Origin of the sequence: Solwaraspora sp. WMMD937, from assembly GCF_029581175.1 — a bacterium.
Lineage (GTDB): Bacteria > Actinomycetota > Actinomycetes > Mycobacteriales > Micromonosporaceae > Micromonospora_E.
Map to the genome: position 1 here is coordinate 5,397,651 of NZ_CP120738.1, position 19,665 is coordinate 5,417,315.

Genomic DNA, 19,665 nt, shown 5'->3' on the forward strand with positions numbered 1-19,665 from the left:
ATGCGGGCCGGCCCGTTCGGGCCGGGTCACCGGGCGGTCAGTGCCCGGCGGTGTGCCAGTCGGTGCCGACCCCGACGGAGACCTCCAGCGGCACCGACAGCGGGTGGGCGCCGCCCATCTCGCGGCGGACCAGGCTCTCCAGCTCGGCCCGCTCCCCCGGCGCCACCTCGAAGACCAGCTCGTCGTGCACCTGCAGCAGCATCCGCGAGCGCAGCGACGAGGTGCGCAACGCGGTGTCGACGTGCAGCATCGCGACCTTGATCAGGTCGGCGGCGGAGCCCTGAATCGGGGCGTTGAGCGCCATCCGCTCGGCCATCTCCCGACGCTGCCGGTTGTCGCTGACCAGGTCAGGGAGGTAACGGCGGCGGCCGAGGATCGTGGAGGTGTAGCCGTCCTGGCGGGCCTGGCCGACCAGCGCCTGCAGGTAGTCACGGACCCCGCCGAACCGGCGGAAGTACTCCTCCATCAGTGCCTTCGCCTCGTCGGTGGCGATGCCGAGCTGCTGGGACAGGCCGAAGGCGCTCAGCCCGTACGCCAGACCGTAGTTCATCGCCTTGATCCGGCGGCGCTGCTCGGCGTCGACCGACTCCAACGACACCTGGAACACCGATGCCGCGGTGACGGCGTGGAAGTCCTCGCCGGAGTTGAACGCGTCGATCAGGGCCTCGTCGCCGGACAGGTGCGCCATGATCCGCATCTCGATCTGGCTGTAGTCGGCGGTCAGTAGCGACTCGTAGCCGGCTCCGACCACGAACGCCCGCCGGATCCGGCGGCCCTCCTCGGTGCGGATCGGGATGTTCTGCAGGTTGGGGTCGGTGGAGGAGAGCCGGCCGGTGGCGGCCACCGTCTGGTTGAAGGTGGTGTGGATCCGGCCGTCGTCGGAGATCGACTTGAGCAGCCCGTCGACGGTCGACTTGAGCCGGGCCACGTCGCGGTGGCGCAGCAGGTGGGCCAGCAGCGGATGCTCGGTCTGGGCGAACAGCCACTGCAGCGCGTCGGCGTCGGTGGTGTAACCGGTCTTGATCTTCTTCGTCTTGGGCAGCCCCAGGTCGGTGAAGAGGATCTCCTGCAGCTGCTTGGGCGAGCCGAGGTTGAACTCACGCCCGATCACCCGGTACGCGGCCTGGGCGGCGGCCTTGACCTCGGCGGCGAACTGAGCCTCCAGCTCGGTCAGGTACTCGGTGTCGGCGCCGATGCCGGCCTGCTCCATGCCGGCGAGGACCTCGACCAGCGGCAGCTCGACGTCGGCGAGCAGCCGGGTCGAGGCGTCGCCGTCGCGGGCCAGCTCGGCGTCGATCGCCGCCGCCAGGTCGAGGGTGGCCCGGGCGCGCAGCATCAGGTTCTGCTCGACCTCGCTCTGCGGGCCGAGCCCGTCGAGGGTGAGCTGGCCGTCGTCGGGGGCGTCGACCCGCAGCTCCCGGTGCAGGTAGCGCAGGGCCAGGTCGACCAGGTCGTAGGAGCGCTGGTCCGGGCGGGCCAGGTAGGCGGCGAGCGCGGTGTCCCGGTCGATGCCGTCCAGCGACCAACCGTGCGCGGCGAACGCCAGCCGGGCCGGTTTGCTGTCGTGCAGCACCTTGCGCCGACCGTCGTCGGCGAGCCAGCCGGCGACCGCCGCCTCGTCGGCCGGGTCCAGGGCGGAAGGGTCGAACCAGGCGGCGGCCCCGTCCGCGGTGGCCACCGCGATCGCGCTGAGGTTGCCGGTGCCCCGGCCGAAGCTGCCGGCGACCGCGACGCCGACGCTGGCCCCGGCCGTGGTGTGCGCGGCCAGCCAGGGGGCGACCGCTCCGGCACCGAGCACCTCCCCGGCCAGGTCGAAGCCGGCTTCGGCCTCCGGCTCGACGGCGTCGAGGTACTGGTAGAGCCGGTCGCGCAGGATCCGGAACTGCAGCGTGTCGAAGACCTGGTGGACGGCTTCCCGGTCCCAGCCGGTCCACCGGGCGTCGGCCGGAGTCAGCGGCAGCTGCAGATCAGCCACCAGACAGTTGAGCTCGTAGTTGCGGATCACGTCGGCGAGCCGCTCCCGCAGGCTCTCCCCCGCCTTGCCCTTGATCTTGTCCGCCTGGGCGATCACCCCGTCCAGACCACCGTACTGGCTGATCCACTTGGCGGCGGTCTTCGGACCGACGCCGGGCACCCCGGGCAGGTTGTCACTGGACTCGCCGACCAGCGCCGCCAGGTCGCGGTAGTGGCCCGGCCCGACGCCGTAGCGGGCGGTGACCGCCGCCGGGTCCATCCGGGCCAGGTCGGACACGCCCTTGCGCGGGTACAGCACGGTGGTCCGGTCGTCGACCAGCTGGAAGGCGTCCCGGTCGCCGGTACAGATCAGCACCTGCATGCCGGCGTCGCGCCCCTGCCCGGCCAGGGTGGCGATGACGTCGTCGGCCTCGTAGTTGTCCTTCGTGACGTACGGGATGCGCAGCGCGGTCAGCACTTCCTGGACCAGGCTCACCTGACCGGCGAAGTCGGCCGGGCTCTCCGAACGGCCGGCCTTGTACTCGGCGTACCGCTCGGTGCGAAACGACCGGCGGGACACGTCGAAGGCGACCACGATGTGGGTCGGCCGCTCGTCACGCAGCACGTTGATCAGCATCGAGGTGAAGCCGTAGACCGCGTTGGTCGGCTGGCCGGTGCTGGTGGAGAAATTCTCCACGGGCAGCGCGAAGAACGCCCGGTAGGCCAGCGAATGGCCGTCGAGCAGCAACAGGCGGGGCGCGTCGTCGGTCACGTCAAGCGACTCTAGTCGTGGGGTACGACACCGTGCCGGGCGGCTCGCGCCGGGCGCGGCGCGGGGTCACAGCACCTTGCTGAGGAAGGCTCGGGTCCGGTCGTGCCGCGGGTCGGCCAGGACCTGCCGGGGTACGCCCGACTCGACCACCACCCCGCCGTCCATGAAGACCAGCGAGTCACCGACCTCCCGGGCGAAACCGATCTCGTGGGTCACCACGATCATCGTCATCCCGTCCCGGGCCAGGTCCCGCATCACGTCCAGCACCTCACCGACGAGTTCCGGGTCCAGCGCGCTGGTCGGCTCGTCGAACAGCATCAGCTTGGGCCGCATGGCCAGCGCGCGGGCGATGGCCACCCGCTGCTGCTGCCCACCGGACAGCTGCCCCGGGTAGGCGTCCGCCCGGTCCGCCAGGCCCACCCGGTCGAGCAGCGCCGCCGCCAGCTCACGGACCGCCGGCCGGGGCTGGCGGCGGACCCGCAGCGGCGCTTCCATCACGTTGTCCAGCGCGGTCAGGTGCGGGAACAGGTTGAACCGCTGGAACACCATGCCGATCTGCTGGCGCTGCGCGGCCACCTCCCGGGCCGGCAGCTCGTGCAGTCTGCCGCGCCGCTGCCGGTAGCCGACCAGTTCCCCGTCCACCCGGATCCGCCCGGCGTCGATCTTCTCCAGGTGGTTGATGCAGCGTAGGAAGGTCGACTTGCCGGAGCCGGACGGCCCGATCACGCAGCACACCTCACCGGGCCGGACCGTCAGGTCCACCCCGGTGAGCACGTCGACCGAGCCGAACGACTTGTGCACGTTCTCGGCGTGCACCATCAGGGTGTCCGACCCGGCGGGCGGCGCGGTCATCAGGTCCCCTTCGCAGCAACGGTGCCGAAGCCGCGGGAGAACCGCCGTTCGACGAAGGACTGGCCGACCATCAGCACACTGGTCAGCGCCAGATACCACAGGCAGGCGGCGACCAGCATCGGGAAGACCTGGAAGGTCCGCGAGCCGACCGCCGACAGTTGGAAGAACAGCTCGTTGGTGACCGGTACGAAGGCCAGCAGCGAGGTGTCCTTGAGCATCGCGATGGTCTCGTTCCCGGTCGGCGGCACGATCACCCGCATCGCCTGGGGCAGCACCACCCGACGCAGGGTCAGACCCTGGCTCATGCCGAGCGCGGCGCACGCCTCGGCCTGGCCTGGGTCGACCGAGCCGATGCCGGCGCGGACGATCTCCGCCATGTACGCGGCCTCGGACAGCGCCAGCCCGAGCAGGCCGGCGACGAAACCACTGATCGCGGTACGGGCGTCGAAGCCCCAGATCCGGGCCTCGAAGTCGGTGATGCCGAACAGCGCGCCGAGTTGCCGGTCGAACGGCAGCCCGAACTCCAGCCGCTCCCAGAGGATGCCGAGGTTGCCGAAGAGCACCAGCAGCACCACCCGGGGTACCGCCCGGAAGAACCAGGTGTAGAGCCAGGCGACGCCGGCCAGGACCGGGTTGCCGGACAGGCGCATCACCGCGACCAGCACCCCGAGCGCGACACCGATCACCATCGCGAGCAGGGTCATCGTGATGGTGGTCCGCACGCCTTCGACAATCGGTGGCCGGAACATGTTGTCGACCATGAACGTCCACTGGAACCGGTCGTTGGTGACCAGCAGGTGGACGAACATCGCGGCGAGTACGGCGAGCACGCCGACCGCCAACCAGCGGCCCGGCCGGCGCACCGGCACCGCCCGGATCGGCTCGGGTCGGTCACGGGCCGGCTCCGGCGAACCGGACTCGGGCGCAGGTGGCCCGGATGGGAGTGCCTCCCCGGACGGCGTCACGCCGTCCGGGGAGGGAGGGTTGTCCGCGGACATCGGCAGCCGGGGCTCAGGGGTTGACGGCCGGGTCGGTGATCCCGCCCGCCTCGACGCCCCAGTTGCTCAGCGCCTGCTCGTAGCCGCCGTCGGCGATGATCGCGTCGAGCGCTTCGGCCAGGGCGTCAGCGAACCCGGCCTGGTCCTGGGCGACCACGTAGCCGTACGGCGCCGAGTCGTAGATGTCACCGGACAGTTCCAGTTCGCCGTTGGTCTGCTGGACCGCGTACGCGCAGACCGGCGAGTCGGCCAGCATGGCGTCGTTCTTGCCGGAGACCACCGAGGTGGTCGCCTGGTCCTGCCCCTGGAACTGTTCGATGACGATCTCGGGGTCGCCGGCGTCGACGCACGCCGCCGAGCGGGCCTCGATGTCCTCCACCTGCACGGTGCCGGCCTGGACCGCCACCCGCTTGCCGCAGGCGTCGTCCGGGTCGACCGGTTCCCCGGCCCGTGACGCCCACTGGGTGCCGGCCGAGAAGTAGGACACCATGTCGACCTGGGCCTTACGCTCGTCGTTGATGGTGAACGAGGAGACCCCGATCTCGTACTTGCCGGACATCACCCCGGGGATGATGTCGTCGAACTGGCTGGGCACGTACTCGGTGGTCAGACCGAGCTTGCCCGCGACGGTGTTGAACAGGTCGACATCGAACCCGATGACGGTGCTGCCGTCGGTGTCGAGGAACTCCGCCGGAGCGTAGGTCGCGTCGACGCCGACCAGGATCTTGCCGTCGGCCTTGATCTCGTCGGGGACGAGCGCGGCCAGCTCGTCGTCGGCCGACGTGCTCGGCGCGTCGCCGCCCGGCTGTTCGACGCTGTCCTGCTCCCCGCAGCTGGCGACGGCCAGCAGCAGAGCGAACGCTCCGGCAGCGCCGGCGACGGCCCGCCGGATCCGGTGATGTGATGTGGTCACGTTTCCTCCGAGGGGTGGTCGGGTCGTACCGGTGCCGGGTCAGGCGACACCGAGGTACGCCTCCTTGACGGCCGGGTCGTGCAGCAGGTCGGCGCCGGTGCCGGACTTGACGATCCGGCCGGTCTCCAGCACGTACGCGCGGTGGGCCCGGGAGAGCGCCTGTTGGGCGTTCTGCTCGACCAGCAGGACCGTGGTGCCCTGCTGGTTGATCTCCACGATGATGTCGAAGATCTGCTGGATCAGCATCGGGGCGAGCCCCATCGACGGCTCGTCGAGCAGCAGCAGCTTCGGCCGGCTCATCAGCGCGCGGCCCACGGCGAGCATCTGCTGCTCGCCGCCGGACAGCGTGCCGCCGGGCTGCCTGCGACGCTCGGCCAGCCGAGGGAACAGGCCCAGCACCCGGTCCAGGTCGGCGGCGATACCGGCGCGGTCGCGCCGGGTGTACGCCCCCATGTCGAGGTTCTCCAGCACCGTCATGCCGGGGAAGATGCCCCGGCCCTCCGGTGCCTGGCACAGTCCGCGCCGGACCCGCAGGTCGGCCCGGAGCTTGGAGATGTCCTCGCCGTCGAAGGTGATCCGCCCGGCGGCGATCGGCCGGATGCCGGAGATCGCCCGCATGGTGGTTGACTTGCCGGCACCGTTGGCGCCGATCAGGGCGACGATCTCGCCCTCGTTCACCGTCAGGCTGATACCGTGCAGCGCCTGGATCCGCCCGTACAGCAGGCTGACGTCGTCGATCTCAAGCAGCATCGTCGGGCACTCCCAGATAGGCGGCGATCACCCGGTGGTCGTCCCGCACCTCGGCGGGGAGCCCTTCGGCGATCTTCTTTCCGAACTCCAGCACCACGATCCGGTCGGTGACTCCCATGACCAGGCGCATGTCGTGCTCGATCAGCAGCACGGTGACGCCCCGGTCGCGGATCTGCCGGATCAGTTGGAGCAGCTCCTCCTTCTCTGCCGGGTTGAATCCGGCCGCCGGCTCGTCGAGGCACAGCAGCACCGGGCTGGTGGCCAGCGCCCGGGCGATCTCCAGCCGCCGCTGTTCGCCGTACGACAGGTTGCGGGCCATTTCGTCGATCCGGTGCCCGATGCCGACGAAGTCCAGCAGCTCGCGGGCCTTCTCCCGGCCGTCACGTTCCTCGCGCCAGTGCCGTGGCAGCCGCAGCATCGCCGAGATGACGCTGGTCTTGTGGTGGGCGTCCGCGCCGACCTGGACGTTCTCCAGGGCGGTCATCTCGGGGAAGAGCCGGATGTTCTGGAACGTCCGGGCCATGCCCATCTTGGTGATCTGGTGGCGTTTCTTGCCGGTGATCCGCTCGCCCCGGAACCGGATCTCGCCCTCGGTGGGCCGGTAGATGCCGGTCATCGCGTTGAAGCAGGTCGTCTTGCCGGCCCCGTTCGGGCCGATCAGGCCGAGGATCTCGCCCTTGTAGAGGGTGAAGTTCACGTCGTCCAGGGCGACCACGCCGCCGAAGCGCAGCGTGACGTGGTCGACCTCGAGCAGGGGTTCGCGGGTCGCGGCGGTCGGGCCGGCCCCGGTCGCTTCGGTGTCAGCCACCGACGGCCACCTCCTTACGGCGGTCCTTGAACTCGGCGGATCGTCGCCGGTTGGCGATCAGGCCCTGCGGCCGGAAGATCATCATGACGACGAGAGTCAGGCCGAAGACCAGGAACCGGTACTCGTAGAGTTCGACGCCGAACAGCTCGATGCCCCGGAAGCGTTCGATCAGGTACGCCACCAGGCCGCCGCCGACGATCGCGCCGACGATGTTGCCGGAGCCGCCGAGGATCACCGCGGCCAGGATGATGATCGAGTTGAGCAGCTCGAAGTTCTGCGAGCTGACGAAGTTCTGCTTGCCGGCGAACAACGCGCCGGCCAGGCCACCGATCGCCGCGCCCATGGCGAACGCCCACAGCTTGAACTTGAAGGTGGGCACCCCCATCAGCTGGGCGGCGTCCTCGTCCTCCCGGATCGAGACCCAGGCCCGGCCGACCCGGCTGCGGTTGAGGTTGCTGACCAGGATCACCACCACGATGATCAGGGTGAGCACCAGCCAGTAGTACGGGCGGGCGTCCAGCACGCCGAAGACCGGCTTGCCGTCGGCGTACTCGCCGGGCGGGTGCGGAATCTGGTTGAGCCCGCGCTGGCCCTTGAGGAACTCGGAGCTGACCGCGGCGATCCGGATCATCTCGGCGAAGCCGAGGGTGACGATCGCCAGGTAGTCGCCGCGCAGCCGCAGGGTCGGGGTGCCGAGCATCAGGCCGGAGATCATCGTGATGCCGATCGCCAGCGGCAGCGCCATCTCCCACTGCCAGAGCGTCTTCAGGTCGCTGCTGGGCGAGGTGAGCACCGCGACCGTGTACGCCCCGACGGCGAAGAAGCCGAAGTAGCCGAGGTCGAGCAGGCCGGCGAAGCCGACCACGATGTTCAGCCCGACCGCCAGCAGCACGTAGATGGAGACGGTGAACAGCACCTGACCGAAGTTGGACTCGGTGGTCGGGATCGGCCCGAGGTGCTGGTAGAAGCCTTCGTTGGGCAGGGCGTAGAAGAACACCACCACGGCGGCGATCAGCACCCAGCGGGTCCACTTGGGCATGTGGTGCCAGCGGTCGGAGAGCTGGCCGCGTGCGTCGTGCAGCTTGGTCCGCAGACTGGTCATACCCGCGCCCTCCCCAGGGACTCGCCGAGTAGGCCGGTCGGCCGGAACATCAGCAGGACGACCAGCACGGCGAAGGCCACGAAGTCCTTCCACTGCGTACCGAACAGGCCGGAAGCGTAGTTCTCGACCACGCCGAGCAGGAAGCCGCCGAGCAGCGCGCCGCGCAGGTTGCCGATCCCGCCGAGTACGGCGGCGGTGAACGCCTTGAGCCCGAGCAGGAAGCCGACACTGTAGGTGAGCACCCCGATGCGGACGTTGTAGAGCAGGCCGGCGACGCCGGCCATCAGGCCGCCCATCACGAAGATGATCATGATGATCCGGTCCTTGTTCACCCCCATCAGCGCGGCGGTGTTCGGGTCCTGGGCGACCGCCCGCACGCCCCGGCCCATCCGGCTGCGGTTGATGAAGAAGTCAAGGCCGATCATCATGCCCAGCGCCGCGACGACAGTCAGTACCTGCACGATGCTGACCGGCACGCCGGCGACGGTGAACCACGGCTCATTGCTGACGATGGTCGGCAGGCCCTGCGGCAACCGCCGGGTGTAGATCCCGAACGCCTCGGCCATCACGATGGACGCGCCGATCGCGGTGATCAGGAAGGCCAGCGGCGGCGCGTTGCGCTTACGCAACGGCCGGTACGCGACCCGCTCGACCAGGGTCGCGGTCGCCGCCGACGCCAGCGCCGCGGCGACCATCGCGATCAGGAAGTAGAAGACGATCTGGCCCACTCCGCTGACCACCGAGTCCTGGGTCAGGCCGAGCGCGCCCCAGGTCCACAGCGCGGCGAACGCACCGGCGATGAAGACCTCGGAGTGGGCGAAGTTGATGAGTCTGAGTACGCCGTAGACCAGCGTGTAACCCAGCGCGACCAGGGCATAGATGGCGCCCTGTGTCAAGCCGGTCGTGGTGAGCTCTCCGAAGTTCGAGAGCAGTCCGTTGACGTCCAAGGAGGGTGCTCCATCGAGGGCTGGGAAAAGAGTCGGGTGCGGCCGGGAGCGTGCTCCCGGCCGCACCCGCTAGACAGCTGATCTCGCCGATCGGGCAGATCAGGGCTTGGGGATCTCCTGGTCCGCCACGACCTCGCCGTCGACGACCTTGAACGCCCAGACGACAACCTGGTTGACGTCCATCTCGCCCTTGTCGTCGAACTTGTAGCTGGCCGCGACACCTTCGCCTTCGTAGCCACGCACCCACTCGAGCAGCGCCTCGCGGGTGGTGTTGCCCTCCTTGATGCCCTCGAGCATGATGTTCGCCGCGTCGTAGGCGGTGTCGCTGTAGGTGCCCGGCGGGCTGCCGTGCAGCGCCTCGTAGTCGGCGGCGAAGCTGCCGCGCGCCTCGGTGGCCGGCTGGCAGGGGCAGGTGAGGATGGTGCCCTCGGCGGCGGCCGCACCGGCCGACTCGACGAACGCCGGGTCGTTGACGCCGTCACCGGCAACCATCGTCGCGGTGATGCCCGCGTCGGTGAGCTGCTTACGGATCAGGCCGGCCTCCTGGTAGTAGCCACCGAAAAAGACCGCGTCCGCTTCCGAGGAACGCACCTTGGTGACGGTCGCGGAGAAGTCGACCTGCTTGCCCTCGCCCTGGACCTTGTCGGAGTCGACGACCAGGTCGCCGAGGACGTTCTTGACCTCGTCGGCCAGCCCGGCACCGTACGCCGACTGGTCGTCGATGACGAACACCTTCTCCGCGTTCAGCACGTCGCGGATGTAGACGCCGGCGGCCGGACCCTGGCTCAGGTCGTTGCCGACGCCACGGAAGAAGGTCGGCCAGCCCTGGTCGGCCAGGCTCGGCCGGGTCGCCGACGGGGTGATGGTGACCAGACCGGCCTCGGCGAACAGCGGACCGGCCGCCTCCGACTCACCGGAGTACGCCGGACCGACGATGCCGAGCATCTTGTCGTCGTCGATGGCCCGCTGGGCCAGACCCGGCGCCTGGTCCGGGCTGCCCTGCGAGTCCAGACCCTCCAGCTCGACCTCGCAGTCCGGGTTCGCTTCGTTGTACTGCTCGACCGCGAGCGCGGCACCGTTACGTTCGTTGATGCCGAGCGCCGCCGAGGGACCGGTCAGCGCCCCGAAAAAGGCGATCTTGTAACCACACGCATCGCCGCCAGCTTCCGTGGTGTCGCCATCGCCGCTGCCGCAGGCGGCGCCGCCCGCGACGAGCGCCATCATGGCGACGCCGCCGAGCACGCGGACAAGATTACGCTTCAAGGCTCGAAACCCTCCTAGATCCAATTGGCCCGAACCACCCACTGCCGATTGGCTCTTGCGGGAAGCACGCACCCGGCCGCTATCCCGGCCTTGGGGCGGGACGCTATCCCACCTGCCGGGCACGCCGTAAGGTCCAGGAAGGGCCGTTGACAAAAACGTTACGTAGCGTGGCCTGACTGCCCGTATGGCTGTAACACGCGTCGGCTGTCATCCCCCGACGTCGATGCCGGGGCGGCGGCTCACTGCTGCCGCCGGCGTCGCCGCTCTGCTGCTGCCTGGCGGCCTCGGTTCACTGCTGCTGGCTGGCGGCCTCACCGGGCGTCTCGGCCAGGATCCGGTCGGCGACGTCGCGCATGGTCATCCGGTGGTCCATCGCCATCCGCTGGATCCACTTGAACGCCTGCGGCTCGGTCATGCCGTACGAGGTCATCAACATGCCCTTGGCCCGCTCGACGACCTTGCGGGTCTCCAGCCGGTCGGTCAGTCCGGCGACCTCGGACTCCAGCGCGGCCACCTCGGAGTAGCGAGACAGCGCGATCTCGATCGCCGGCACCAGGTCGCTCTTCTGAAACGGCTTCACCAGGTACGCCATCGCACCCGCCGCCCGGGCCCGCTCCACCAGGTCCCGCTGGCTGAACGCGGTGAGGATGACCACCGGGGCGATCCGGCCACCGGCGATCCGCTCGGCCGCCGCCAACCCGTCCATGATCGGCATCTTGATGTCAAGGATGACCAGGTCGGGCTTGAGCTCCTCGGCGAGCCGGACGGCCGTCTCGCCGTCCCCGGCCTCGCCGACCACGTCGTAGCCCTCCTCCAGGAGCATCTCCGCCAGATCGAGGCGGATCAACGCCTCGTCCTCCGCGATCAGCACCCGCCTGCGCTCGGCACCCGCCTGCGTGTCGGCCACGTACCCCTACCCCCAACGCTTGCCACCCGACACCCACCGGGTTGGGTGTCACCGCCTTCAGCGTAGTAGGTAGGCTTGGCGTAGCCGGGCCCCAGACCCGACAAAGGTCCCCGTACTCCAACCGGTAGAGAGACGGAGCTCAAACCTCCGACAGTGTGGGTTCGAATCCCACCGGGGGCACCACCAGCTAGGCGCGGCCCTTCGGTTCGGCGGGCCGGACTCGATATCAGCGCTGTCCCGCCGTTGGCCCGTGGCTTCCGCTGCGCAGCATCGGCGGATACAGCACGGTCGCCCCGCCGGCACGGTAGAGCGCGGCGGGCCGGCCCACGTCGGTCACCCGGCGATGGCCGGTAGGAACGAGGAAGTCGTCGGCGTTGACCACCTTACGGTGGAAGTTGCGGGGATCGATACCCATCCCCCACACCACCTCGTACACCCGCCGCAGCTCGGTGATGGTGAAGGTCGGCGGGCAGAACGCCGTCGCCAGGGTCGTGTACTCCAGCTTGGCGCGGGCCCGTTCGACTCCGTCGGCCAGGATCGTGGCGTGGTCGAAGGCGAGGTCGTCCGAGCCGAGCTCGTCAACCGGCGTCCACCTGGCATGTCGCGCGTCGGTGCCGGCCGCCGGCAGCGGCAGGTCGGGGGCGAGCGCGAGGTACGCGATGCTGACCACCCGGCCTCGCGGATCGCGCCCGGGCTCGGTGTAGCTGTACAGCTGTTCGAGGTGGAGGGCGCGGCCGTCGATCCCGGTCTCCTCGGCGAGCTCCCGCAGGGCGGCGGCACCGGAGTCCTCATTGGCGCCGACGAACCCTCCAGGTAGGGCGGTCCTGCCCAGAAAGGGCTGCTTGCCTCGTTCGATCAACAGCACGTGCAACCGCTCGTCCCGCACGGTCAACACGACCAGGTCAACCGTCAGTGACACCAGGGTCACTACTCCTCGACCGTTCACGGCCTGAGTGTATCCAATCGTCACCTTGACGATAACCGATTGCCCACTTACGCTTGGTAACTGATCTCGTCAACCTGACGATATCTATCGGCTACCTGTGACGACCCGGTCCCGCCCGGTCGTCGTCCGACCGCGATCCGATTTCAGCACCCTCCCCGGAGGTCGCCCTCATGACCGATCAGTTCTCCCCCGTGCCGCCGCAGCGGCCGCCCACGCCGCAGCCGGCCACACCGCAACCGCCGACGCCGACGCCGGCGATGGCGCCGGCGATGGTGCCCACCGCAGCTACCCGACACCTTGTCGTCGGCGCGTACCTCGACGAGCGGTTCTGCCGGGCCGCGCTACGGGAGGTGTACGACCAGCCGACCCGGGCGGTGGCACCGTCCTACGGGTTCGACCTCGGCACCGTGCTCGGGCACTGCCGACAGGCCGGGCGCATCCTCACCATCCGGGACTCCGTCATCGTCGGAGTGCTGCTCCTCAGCCTCTGCATCGGAGGGTTCGGCATCCTGGCGACCGGCATGCTGCTCGGCGCCGTGCAGTCGGTTGTCTCGACAATCCGGTTGGTGCGCGACTCGCTGCACCGGACAGCCGTCGACGAGTCGCGATGGCTGAGCCGGATCGTTGGCTCCGCCGTCGCGAGTCTGGTCAGCATCGGCGCGTTCTGGCTGTTCCTGGCACTGCTCTTCGGCTCCGCCAGTCTCCTGGTGACCAGTCAGGCGTTCCAGGGTGAAGACCCCGTCACGAGCTTCGTGGTAGTCGCCCATATCGGAGCCGTGACGGCTCTGTGCGCTGCGTTCGGGCCCACCGTTGTCGCCAACATCGTCCGGTGGCACGAGGCCGCGCAGCATGGACCCGCCAACCGTCCGCCGGCCCCGCCGTCGGACGGCCGAATCCAGGAGATCCTGCGGCAGCAGGGCGGAAACACCATCGTCTACTCCGGCTACTCTCCCTTCGTCGGATCAGGAACGGTCCTGGGAATCTCGGACCTGGCCGTCCGAATGATCCGCCCGCAACAGGGCTTCGATGACCGGTCCTCCGAGTCACAGCGAGAGATCGACGAACTTCCATTCGCTGCGGAGCAGCTCGTCGGATACGTCCGGGACCGGCTCGCGACGCTCAGCCAGGCGGACTCGCCGGAACACCTGTTGCCGGGCCTGACGGTGGTGGACAAGGTCTTCACAGCGGGTACCGAGACCACCGAGTTGGCCCAGATGACCTGGGGACCCGCCATGGTGGACATCATCCGGCAGCCGCGCGACGCCCGCCGGCACTACCTCGCCTGCCAGGTCACCTCCTGGCGGGGCGAGCTGGTCACCACCGTCTACGCGCACTTCGCGCTGCAGGGCCGCACGCTCTACCTCGAGATCGCCACCTGCGCGCTGGCCCCGTGCCGCGACGAGTACCGGATCGTTGACGACGTCAGCAGCATCGGACTACTGCCCTACGCCAGGGCCGCCCTGTCCGCTCTGGCCGAATCACCGCAGGTGGTGGCGATGGCTCCGGTCAACCTGGCCCGGACCGTCGTACGGTCGCTGATCCGGCGCGTCGCGACGAGTCGGTCGGCCCTGCCGTACGGCATCGACCGAGGCGCCCGGGTCGGAGTTCGCGAGCTGGCCACCTTCGACGAGGTCCGCAACGACTTCCAGAACCAGGACGTCGCGAAGTACCAGGAAATCGTCACTCGCCGCCTGGTCGCCGCCACCCTCGACTTCCTCGTCGAGCAGGGGGTGGACGTCACCGAGTTCCGCCAGCGCGCGAACGTCCTGATCAACAGCGGAACCTATTTCGGTGGCGACATGAGTGGAAACCTCCATCAGGGCGACATACACGCCAACCACATCTCCGACTCGTTCAAACCGGTTCGAAAGTGAGTGCCCCGATGAACCAGCCAGCCGCCAGTCACAACAGCGGAACCTATTTCGGTGGCGACATGAGTGGAAACCTCCATCAGGGCGACATACACGCCAACCATATCTCCGACTCGTTCAAACCGGTTTCCGGCGGCGCCACGCCACACCGGGGCGACACCCGTGCCGTACCACAGCAGTCCGAAGCCGATCCCGCCCAGCAGCGGGCCGATCTGGGTGTGCTGACCGTGCTACCGCAGGAGACGCGCGCCGTCGTCGAGGTCTTCCAGCAGGCCGAGGAGTACCGCCGCAAAGTGCTCCCCGACGGGAGCCGGGTGCACGAGGCCACCTTCGAGACTCCGCACGGGCCGCGCACAGCGGTGCTGATGCAGACCCTGGACCGGGGGCAACTGTCGGCCACCGCCGCCTACACCCGGCTACGGCACTGGTACGCGCCGCCGATCATCGCCCTCGTCGGCATCGCCGGTGGCATCAGCGCTCAACTCGACGTCGGCGACGTGGTCCTCGCCGACCAGATCATTTTCTACGACAACCATCGGGACACCGCGGACGGTCCCCGCTGGCGGGGCGAGTCGACGGCGCTGACGGCGGCACTGACCATCGCGGTAAACGACCTGTTCAGCACCGAGGGCGAGCCATTGCGAATTCCCTCACCGGATCACGGCGACGACTTCCGCGTACGACGCGGGCCGCTGGGTTCCGGCAGCGCGGTGATCACCGACGAACACTCCCGGATCCGTACGTTCTTGCATGACTTCCAGGAGAAGTGCCTCGCTGTGGAGACCGAGTCCGGTGGCCTCGTACAGGGCTTCCGGGAGGAGTTCGCCGACGGTACCGGGCTTACCGGCTGGCTCGTGCTCCGCGGCATTTCCGACCATGCCGACGCGGCAAAGGGCCACCGCGACCACGACCTGGCGGCCCGAAACGCCGCCCGGGCGTTCCACCGCGTGCTGCCCTACCTGTGGGACGCACGCCGCTGACAGGTGCTGCCCGGACCCGGTCCGGGCAGCACCTGCCGTACCAGGAGGATGCGATGCCAGGTCCGATTCGCGCCTGGCCACCGCGCAGGCGTGGTCTGTTCAGCCACCGGCTGGACACCGTAATCACCGTCCTGCTCGCCCTGGCGCTCGGTCTGCTCGGCGTCCTTGACGTGGTCGACACCGCCACCGTGGCTGCCGCGACGCTGGGAACGCTGGCCCTGCTCACCACGACGGTGGCCGGGGAGCGCCGGCAGCTGGACCAGGTGGTGCGCCGGCTGGACGGCGCGGTACGGCTGATTCGGCACCTGCCGGCCCAGCCGTCCGGCGGGATGTCGCTACGGGCCTCCACCTCCGGTGCAGACGTCGACCTCACCGACGTCGAGGACATCGCCCTAGTCGGGGTGACCCTCGGCCGGACCCTGCGCAACCAGGTCGATCAGATCGCCAGCCGGCTTGCCGCAGGTGCCCGCATCAGAGTGGCGCTCATCGACCCGGCGACCTCCGTACCGGCCGAGGCCGCCCGGCGGGCCACCCTTCCGGACGACCGGGACATCTTCGTCAACCGGGCCCGGCCTACTCTCGACCTGTTACGCGAGCTGGCCCGTACCGCCCGTCCCGGCACCGGCTCCCTGGAGGTACGGTTGCTGCCGCTCGTGCCGGCGTCGGGGATGATCCTGCTGGACGCCGACGAGGAGACCGGACGCATTCACGTCGACCTCTACTCACACCGCCCGTCGGCAGCCGAACCGATGATGACGCTGACCACCGCCAGTCTGCAGTGGTACCGACACTTCCGTGACGAGTTCGAACACCTCTGGCGGCACGGACGGCCGGTCGACCTCACTGGGGCTCCGGTGCCCTGACCGGCCGCTCTGGTTCGGCCCGGCTGCGGTGCAGGTGGCGTACGCTCGGGCGAGCTATCAGTGCAGGCCGCCGGGGTCGCTGCGTCACCGCTGGCGAGGCAGGGAGCAGGAGGACATGGAACTGGCCATTGGGCTCTTCTGCCTGATTTGTATAGTTGTGGTAGTCTTCGCCGGGTACGGCGTCGCGGTGTACAACGGTCTGGTCACCGCCCGTAACGCGTTCCGGAACGCGTTCGCCCAGATCGACGTACAGCTGACCCGACGCCACGACCTCATCCCCAACCTCGTCGAGGTTGCCAAGGGGTACATGAGACACGAACGTGAGGCGCTCGAAGCGGTGATCGCCGCTCGCGGCGGCGCGGTCGACGCACAGGCCGCCGCGACCGGCAAGCCGGGCGACCCCGCGGCGATGCAGCAGCTAGCCGGGGCCGAGAACATGCTGACCCAGACACTGGGAAGGCTGTTCGCGCTCTCCGAGGCGTACCCGGACCTCAAGGCCAACCAGAACATGATGCAGTTGACCGAGGAGCTGACCTCCACCGAGAACCGGGTCGCCTTCGCCCGGCAGGCCTACAACGACGCGGTGATGGGCTACAACAACAAGCGGGAACGCTTCCCCGGCAGCATCGTGGCGAGCATGTTCTCGTTCAGCCCGGCCGCCCTGTTCGAGGTCGACGATCCGCAGCAGCGGCAGGCTCCCCAGGTGAACTTCTGAGCGAATGAACTTCTTCGAACGGCAACGTCAGGTCCGACGGGTCTCCGCCCGGCTGGTCGTGCTGTTCGTGGCCGCCGTCGTCGGCATCGTGGCCGTGGTCGACCTCGCCGTCTTCGTCGTCTTCGACGGCGCGTCCCGGCAACCGGCCGCGCTCCTCGGGATGCTGGTGGTGACCAGCCTGGCGACCGTCGCGGTGATCGGCCTGGCGGCGCTGGTCCGCACCGTCACGCTACGCGGTGGCGGCGGACGGGTGGCCCGGGAGCTCGGCGGCGTACCGGTGCCGCCGGACACCACCGACCCGCAGCTGCGCCGGCTGCGCAACGTGGTCGAGGAGATCGCCATCGCTTCCGGCGTGCCGGTGCCGGAGATCTACCTGCTGCCGCGCGAGGAGGGGATCAACGCGTTCGCCGCCGGCTGGTCGACCTCGGATGCGGCGATCGCGGTCACCCGGGGCACGCTGGAGCGGCTCAACCGCGACGAGCTGCAGGGCGTCATCGCCCACGAGTTCAGCCACGTGGTCAACGGCGACATGCGGCTCAACATCCGGTTGATGGGGCTGCTGTTCGGCATCCTGTTCCTGGCGGTGATCGGCCGTGGCCTACTGCGCACCGGATTCGTCAGCGGTGGCCGCTCCCGCAGCGACAACCGGGGCGGCAATCCGCTGCCGCTGATCGGGCTGGCGATGGTCGCCGCCGGGTACGTCGGTGTGCTGGTCGGCCGACTGATCAAAGCGTCGGTGTCCCGGCAACGCGAGTACCTGGCCGACGCGTCGGCCGTGCAGTTCACCCGGCAGACCGCCGGGCTGGCCGGTGCGCTCAAGAAGATCGCCGGGCTGCCCGCCGGGTCACAGTTGACGAGTCCGAAGTCCGAAGAGGTCGGCCACATGCTGTTCGGGCCGGGTGGCAGGCTGACCGCGCTGTTCTCGACGCATCCGCCGATCGCCGACCGGATCAAGGCACTCGATCCCAGCTTCGACGCGACCGAGCTGACCACACTGTCCCGGCGGTGGGCGGCGGCCCCGCCATCCGGGCTGGCCGAGGACCGCGCGCTCGGGCTGACCGGCGGCACCCCGGGCGGCGCCGCGTTGCCCGCCGACGACACCCAGGTGCCGATGGACCCGGCCCAGGTCGTCGACCGGATCGGCGCACCCCCGGCCGGCGCCTACCCTCACGCCGCCGACCTGCTCTCCCGGATCCCGCAGGAGCTGACGGAGCAGGCCCGTCGACCGGACACAGTGGCACCGTTGATCCTCGGCCTGCTGCTGTCGGCCGACCCGCAGGTCCGCGCCGGCCAGCACGCCGCCATCACCCAGCGGTACGGCACCGCGCTCGCCGACGCCGCCTGGCAGGCCGGTGCGCGCACCGCCGGCCTGCACCCGATGCTGCGGCTGCCGCTGGCCGAGGTCGCCTTCCCCGCGTTGGCGCAGCGGTCACCGGCCGACCGGGACGCGCTCGCCGACGCGATGGCCACCCTGGTCCGGGCCGACGGGCGGATCAGCGTCTTCGAGTACTGCCTGTCCCGGCTCGTCGGCGATGAGCTGCGCGAATCGCTGCGGCCATCGTCGCAGCCGGGCCACGGCCGCCGTACGCTGCGCGCCAGCCAACCGGCTGTACAGACGCTGCTCAGCGTGCTCGCCCAGGCCGGGCACCCGGATCCGGCCGCCGCGCAGCGGGCCTTCGCCGCCGGTGCGGCGCACGCCCTGCCCGAGGCATCCGCCCGGTTCACCCCGCCTGCGGGCGGCGTACTGGAACTGGAATCGGTCTGGCCGCTCCTCGACGAACTGCGCCCGGTGGAGAAGTCCCGGCTGGTGGCGGCGGCGGTCGCGGTGATCGGACACGACGGGGTGATGACCGTGCCGGAGGTCGAGCTGCTGCGGACCATCTGCCTGATCCTGCACAGCCCACTGCCACCACTTCCGGTGCCGGCCTGACCGCTCACAGCCTGCCCCTGGAGCCGCGCTCGTGACGACGTCCTCGCTGACCGACCTCGTACAGCCGTGATCCACAGCGTCTCTTCGACCCGACACGCCGGCGTGTGGTCAGCTGGAGCGCAGCGGATCACGGCACATGCGTCTGAAGATGGGCGGCTACCTCGTTACTCTGGCGAAAACGAGAAAGGCATCCCATCCGTGGGACGTGAAGATCAACGTCGCCCCTTCCCTATCTTTGCTGTCCCGGACAGCGACGATTTCTGGGTAATTAGTTGCAACCTCGACACAGTTGCCTTGTGAGCTGCTTCGGCTGCTCTTCCGCCGCTCCGCACCGGTCAGATCAGACATGATTCCTCCCCGGTTGGCTTCCGCCTATCTCCTACCTACCAGGGTAGTAGCTTGCGGTTGTAGAAGAGGTCGCCGGTGGGTCCATCGTCGGGGAGCGTGGCCAGCCAGGTGAAGGTGTCGGCTGCTTCGCCGGGAGTGTCATTGGCTTTTCCGTAAGCGAGGCGGGTGTCGACCTTCCCCGGCGACGCCGCGTTGACGAGGATGTTGTGCTCGTGTAGCTCTGCGGCGAGGATCTGGGTGAACGCGTTGACGCCTGCTTTGGAGACTCGGTAGGAGACGCTGCCGGTGCCCATTTCGGCGGACGTACCCATGTGGCTGGTGACGTTGACGATCCGGCCGTACCCGTTTCGCTTCATCTCGGGGATGGCGGCGGTGCAGCAGCGCCAGGTGCCGATGAGGTTCGCGTCGAGGGTCGCAGCGACCTTCTCCATGTCGGCCGCGCTGGCGGCCTGGCCTCGGTCGATGGCGATGGCAGCGTTGTTGACCAGGACGTCGAGCCGGCCGTACTGGTAGCCGACGTCGGCCATGGCGCGCGCGACGCTGGCGGGGTCGGTGATGTCGAGCTGGTGGCCGGAGGCAGGCAGGCCGAGGCCGGTCAGCTCTGTGGCGGTGCGCTCTGCGGCTTCGTCGCTTCTGGCGGTGACCACGACGTGGAGGCCGGCCTGTGCAAGCTGCTGGGCGATTGCTCGGCCGAGCCCTCGGTTGGCTCCGGTGACGACGGCTACCCGCTGGACGTCCGATGTCATG

At 69.4% G+C, this 19,665-nt stretch carries 18 protein-coding genes and 1 tRNA gene; 6 read left to right on the forward strand and 13 right to left on the reverse strand.

What is annotated here, in order from left to right:
* Nucleotides 1–37: 37 nt before the first annotated feature.
* The 10 genes from polA to O7621_RS23885 form a co-directional block, all read right to left on the reverse strand.
* On the reverse strand, nucleotides 38–2,725 hold the full coding sequence (polA, locus tag O7621_RS23840; RefSeq protein ID WP_282231313.1) for a DNA polymerase I: 2,688 nt from the start codon (nucleotides 2,723–2,725) through the stop codon (nucleotides 38–40).
* 66 nt (nucleotides 2,726–2,791) lie between these two features.
* Nucleotides 2,792–3,577, reverse strand: coding sequence for an amino acid ABC transporter ATP-binding protein (locus tag O7621_RS23845; RefSeq protein WP_282231314.1), 786 nt, complete (start codon nucleotides 3,575–3,577; stop codon nucleotides 2,792–2,794).
* Complete coding sequence (locus O7621_RS23850) at nucleotides 3,577–4,446, reverse strand: amino acid ABC transporter permease (protein WP_282231315.1); 870 nt, start codon at nucleotides 4,444–4,446, stop codon at nucleotides 3,577–3,579. The genes O7621_RS23845 and O7621_RS23850 overlap by 1 nt, the downstream gene beginning before the upstream one ends.
* Nucleotides 4,447–4,588: 142 nt before the next feature.
* The gene (locus tag O7621_RS23855) at nucleotides 4,589–5,488 is read right to left on the reverse strand and encodes an ABC transporter substrate-binding protein (protein WP_282231316.1); all 900 of its coding nucleotides are present in this window, start codon (nucleotides 5,486–5,488) and stop codon (nucleotides 4,589–4,591) included.
* A gap of 39 nt (nucleotides 5,489–5,527) precedes the next feature.
* Nucleotides 5,528–6,238: an ABC transporter ATP-binding protein gene (locus O7621_RS23860; RefSeq protein ID WP_278170019.1), complete on the reverse strand. Its 711-nt coding sequence runs from the start codon at nucleotides 6,236–6,238 to the stop codon at nucleotides 5,528–5,530.
* On the reverse strand, nucleotides 6,228–7,046 hold the full coding sequence (locus O7621_RS23865) for an ABC transporter ATP-binding protein (protein ID WP_282231317.1): 819 nt from the start codon (nucleotides 7,044–7,046) through the stop codon (nucleotides 6,228–6,230). Before O7621_RS23865 ends, O7621_RS23860 begins: the two co-directional genes overlap by 11 nt.
* Nucleotides 7,039–8,148 carry a branched-chain amino acid ABC transporter permease gene (locus tag O7621_RS23870; protein WP_281550462.1) on the reverse strand — a complete coding sequence of 370 codons (1,110 nt, stop codon included), beginning with the start codon at nucleotides 8,146–8,148 and terminating at the stop codon, nucleotides 7,039–7,041. The genes O7621_RS23865 and O7621_RS23870 overlap by 8 nt, the downstream gene beginning before the upstream one ends.
* The gene (locus O7621_RS23875; protein WP_278170022.1) at nucleotides 8,145–9,095 is read right to left on the reverse strand and encodes a branched-chain amino acid ABC transporter permease; all 951 of its coding nucleotides are present in this window, start codon (nucleotides 9,093–9,095) and stop codon (nucleotides 8,145–8,147) included. Before O7621_RS23875 ends, O7621_RS23870 begins: the two co-directional genes overlap by 4 nt.
* A gap of 99 nt (nucleotides 9,096–9,194) precedes the next feature.
* Nucleotides 9,195–10,358 (reverse strand): branched-chain amino acid ABC transporter substrate-binding protein, encoded by a 1,164-nt coding sequence (locus O7621_RS23880; protein ID WP_282231318.1) that lies wholly within the window; start codon nucleotides 10,356–10,358, stop codon nucleotides 9,195–9,197.
* A gap of 289 nt (nucleotides 10,359–10,647) precedes the next feature.
* On the reverse strand, nucleotides 10,648–11,265 hold the full coding sequence (locus tag O7621_RS23885) for a response regulator (protein WP_123602467.1): 618 nt from the start codon (nucleotides 11,263–11,265) through the stop codon (nucleotides 10,648–10,650).
* Nucleotides 11,266–11,371: 106 nt separating this feature from the next.
* On the opposite strand from O7621_RS23885, the gene O7621_RS23890 reads away from it, so the two are divergent.
* Nucleotides 11,372–11,448: transfer RNA gene (locus tag O7621_RS23890), tRNA-Leu, on the forward strand.
* A 43-nt stretch (nucleotides 11,449–11,491) separates the two neighbouring features.
* Here the strand turns inward: O7621_RS23890 and O7621_RS23895 are convergent.
* Nucleotides 11,492–12,184 (reverse strand): NUDIX domain-containing protein, encoded by a 693-nt coding sequence (locus tag O7621_RS23895; protein WP_282231319.1) that lies wholly within the window; start codon nucleotides 12,182–12,184, stop codon nucleotides 11,492–11,494.
* A 197-nt stretch (nucleotides 12,185–12,381) separates the two neighbouring features.
* Here O7621_RS23895 and O7621_RS23900 point away from each other — a divergent pair, with 197 nt between their 5' ends.
* The 5 genes from O7621_RS23900 (at nucleotide 12,382) to O7621_RS23920 (ending at nucleotide 18,570) form a co-directional block, all read left to right on the forward strand.
* Nucleotides 12,382–14,085 carry a hypothetical protein gene (locus O7621_RS23900; RefSeq protein ID WP_282231320.1) on the forward strand — a complete coding sequence of 568 codons (1,704 nt, stop codon included), beginning with the start codon at nucleotides 12,382–12,384 and terminating at the stop codon, nucleotides 14,083–14,085.
* A gap of 59 nt (nucleotides 14,086–14,144) precedes the next feature.
* Nucleotides 14,145–15,062: a hypothetical protein gene (locus tag O7621_RS23905; protein WP_282231321.1), complete on the forward strand. Its 918-nt coding sequence runs from the start codon at nucleotides 14,145–14,147 to the stop codon at nucleotides 15,060–15,062.
* Between the two features lie 53 nt (nucleotides 15,063–15,115).
* Entirely contained in the window at nucleotides 15,116–15,925 is an 810-nt protein-coding gene (locus O7621_RS23910; RefSeq protein ID WP_282231322.1) for a hypothetical protein, read from the forward strand.
* Nucleotides 15,926–16,040: 115 nt separating this feature from the next.
* Nucleotides 16,041–16,640, forward strand: a complete 600-nt coding sequence (locus O7621_RS23915; RefSeq protein WP_282231323.1) for a LemA family protein — start codon at nucleotides 16,041–16,043, stop codon at nucleotides 16,638–16,640.
* A 4-nt stretch (nucleotides 16,641–16,644) separates the two neighbouring features.
* On the forward strand, nucleotides 16,645–18,570 hold the full coding sequence (locus O7621_RS23920; RefSeq protein WP_282231324.1) for a M48 family metallopeptidase: 1,926 nt from the start codon (nucleotides 16,645–16,647) through the stop codon (nucleotides 18,568–18,570).
* Between the two features lie 156 nt (nucleotides 18,571–18,726).
* Here the strand turns inward: O7621_RS23920 and O7621_RS23925 are convergent, their stop codons facing one another.
* Together O7621_RS23925 and O7621_RS23930 are read right to left on the reverse strand one after the other, a co-directional pair.
* Nucleotides 18,727–18,918, reverse strand: a complete 192-nt coding sequence (locus O7621_RS23925) for a DUF397 domain-containing protein (protein ID WP_282231325.1) — start codon at nucleotides 18,916–18,918, stop codon at nucleotides 18,727–18,729.
* A 35-nt stretch (nucleotides 18,919–18,953) separates the two neighbouring features.
* Nucleotides 18,954–19,664 carry an SDR family NAD(P)-dependent oxidoreductase gene (locus O7621_RS23930; RefSeq protein WP_281550473.1) on the reverse strand — a complete coding sequence of 237 codons (711 nt, stop codon included), beginning with the start codon at nucleotides 19,662–19,664 and terminating at the stop codon, nucleotides 18,954–18,956.
* Nucleotide 19,665: the final 1 nt, after the last annotated feature.

What these genes read in the sequence shown, in the direction of transcription:
- O7621_RS23845 (WP_282231314.1), bottom strand. Translation starts at nt 3,577, where the DNA reads ATGACCGCGCCGCCCGCCGGGTCGGACACCCTGATGGTGCACGCCGAG.
- O7621_RS23860 (WP_278170019.1), bottom strand. Translation starts at nt 6,238, where the DNA reads ATGCTGCTTGAGATCGACGACGTCAGCCTGCTGTACGGGCGGATCCAG.
- O7621_RS23870 (WP_281550462.1), bottom strand. Translation starts at nt 8,148, where the DNA reads ATGACCAGTCTGCGGACCAAGCTGCACGACGCACGCGGCCAGCTCTCC.
- O7621_RS23900 (WP_282231320.1), top strand. Translation starts at nt 12,382, where the DNA reads ATGACCGATCAGTTCTCCCCCGTGCCGCCGCAGCGGCCGCCCACGCCG.
- O7621_RS23905 (WP_282231321.1), top strand. Translation starts at nt 14,145, where the DNA reads ATGAGTGGAAACCTCCATCAGGGCGACATACACGCCAACCATATCTCC.
- O7621_RS23910 (WP_282231322.1), top strand. Translation starts at nt 15,116, where the DNA reads ATGCCAGGTCCGATTCGCGCCTGGCCACCGCGCAGGCGTGGTCTGTTC.
- O7621_RS23915 (WP_282231323.1), top strand. Translation starts at nt 16,041, where the DNA reads ATGGAACTGGCCATTGGGCTCTTCTGCCTGATTTGTATAGTTGTGGTA.
- O7621_RS23920 (WP_282231324.1), top strand. Translation starts at nt 16,645, where the DNA reads ATGAACTTCTTCGAACGGCAACGTCAGGTCCGACGGGTCTCCGCCCGG.
- O7621_RS23925 (WP_282231325.1), bottom strand. Translation starts at nt 18,918, where the DNA reads ATGTCTGATCTGACCGGTGCGGAGCGGCGGAAGAGCAGCCGAAGCAGC.
- O7621_RS23930 (WP_281550473.1), bottom strand. Translation starts at nt 19,664, where the DNA reads ATGACATCGGACGTCCAGCGGGTAGCCGTCGTCACCGGAGCCAACCGA.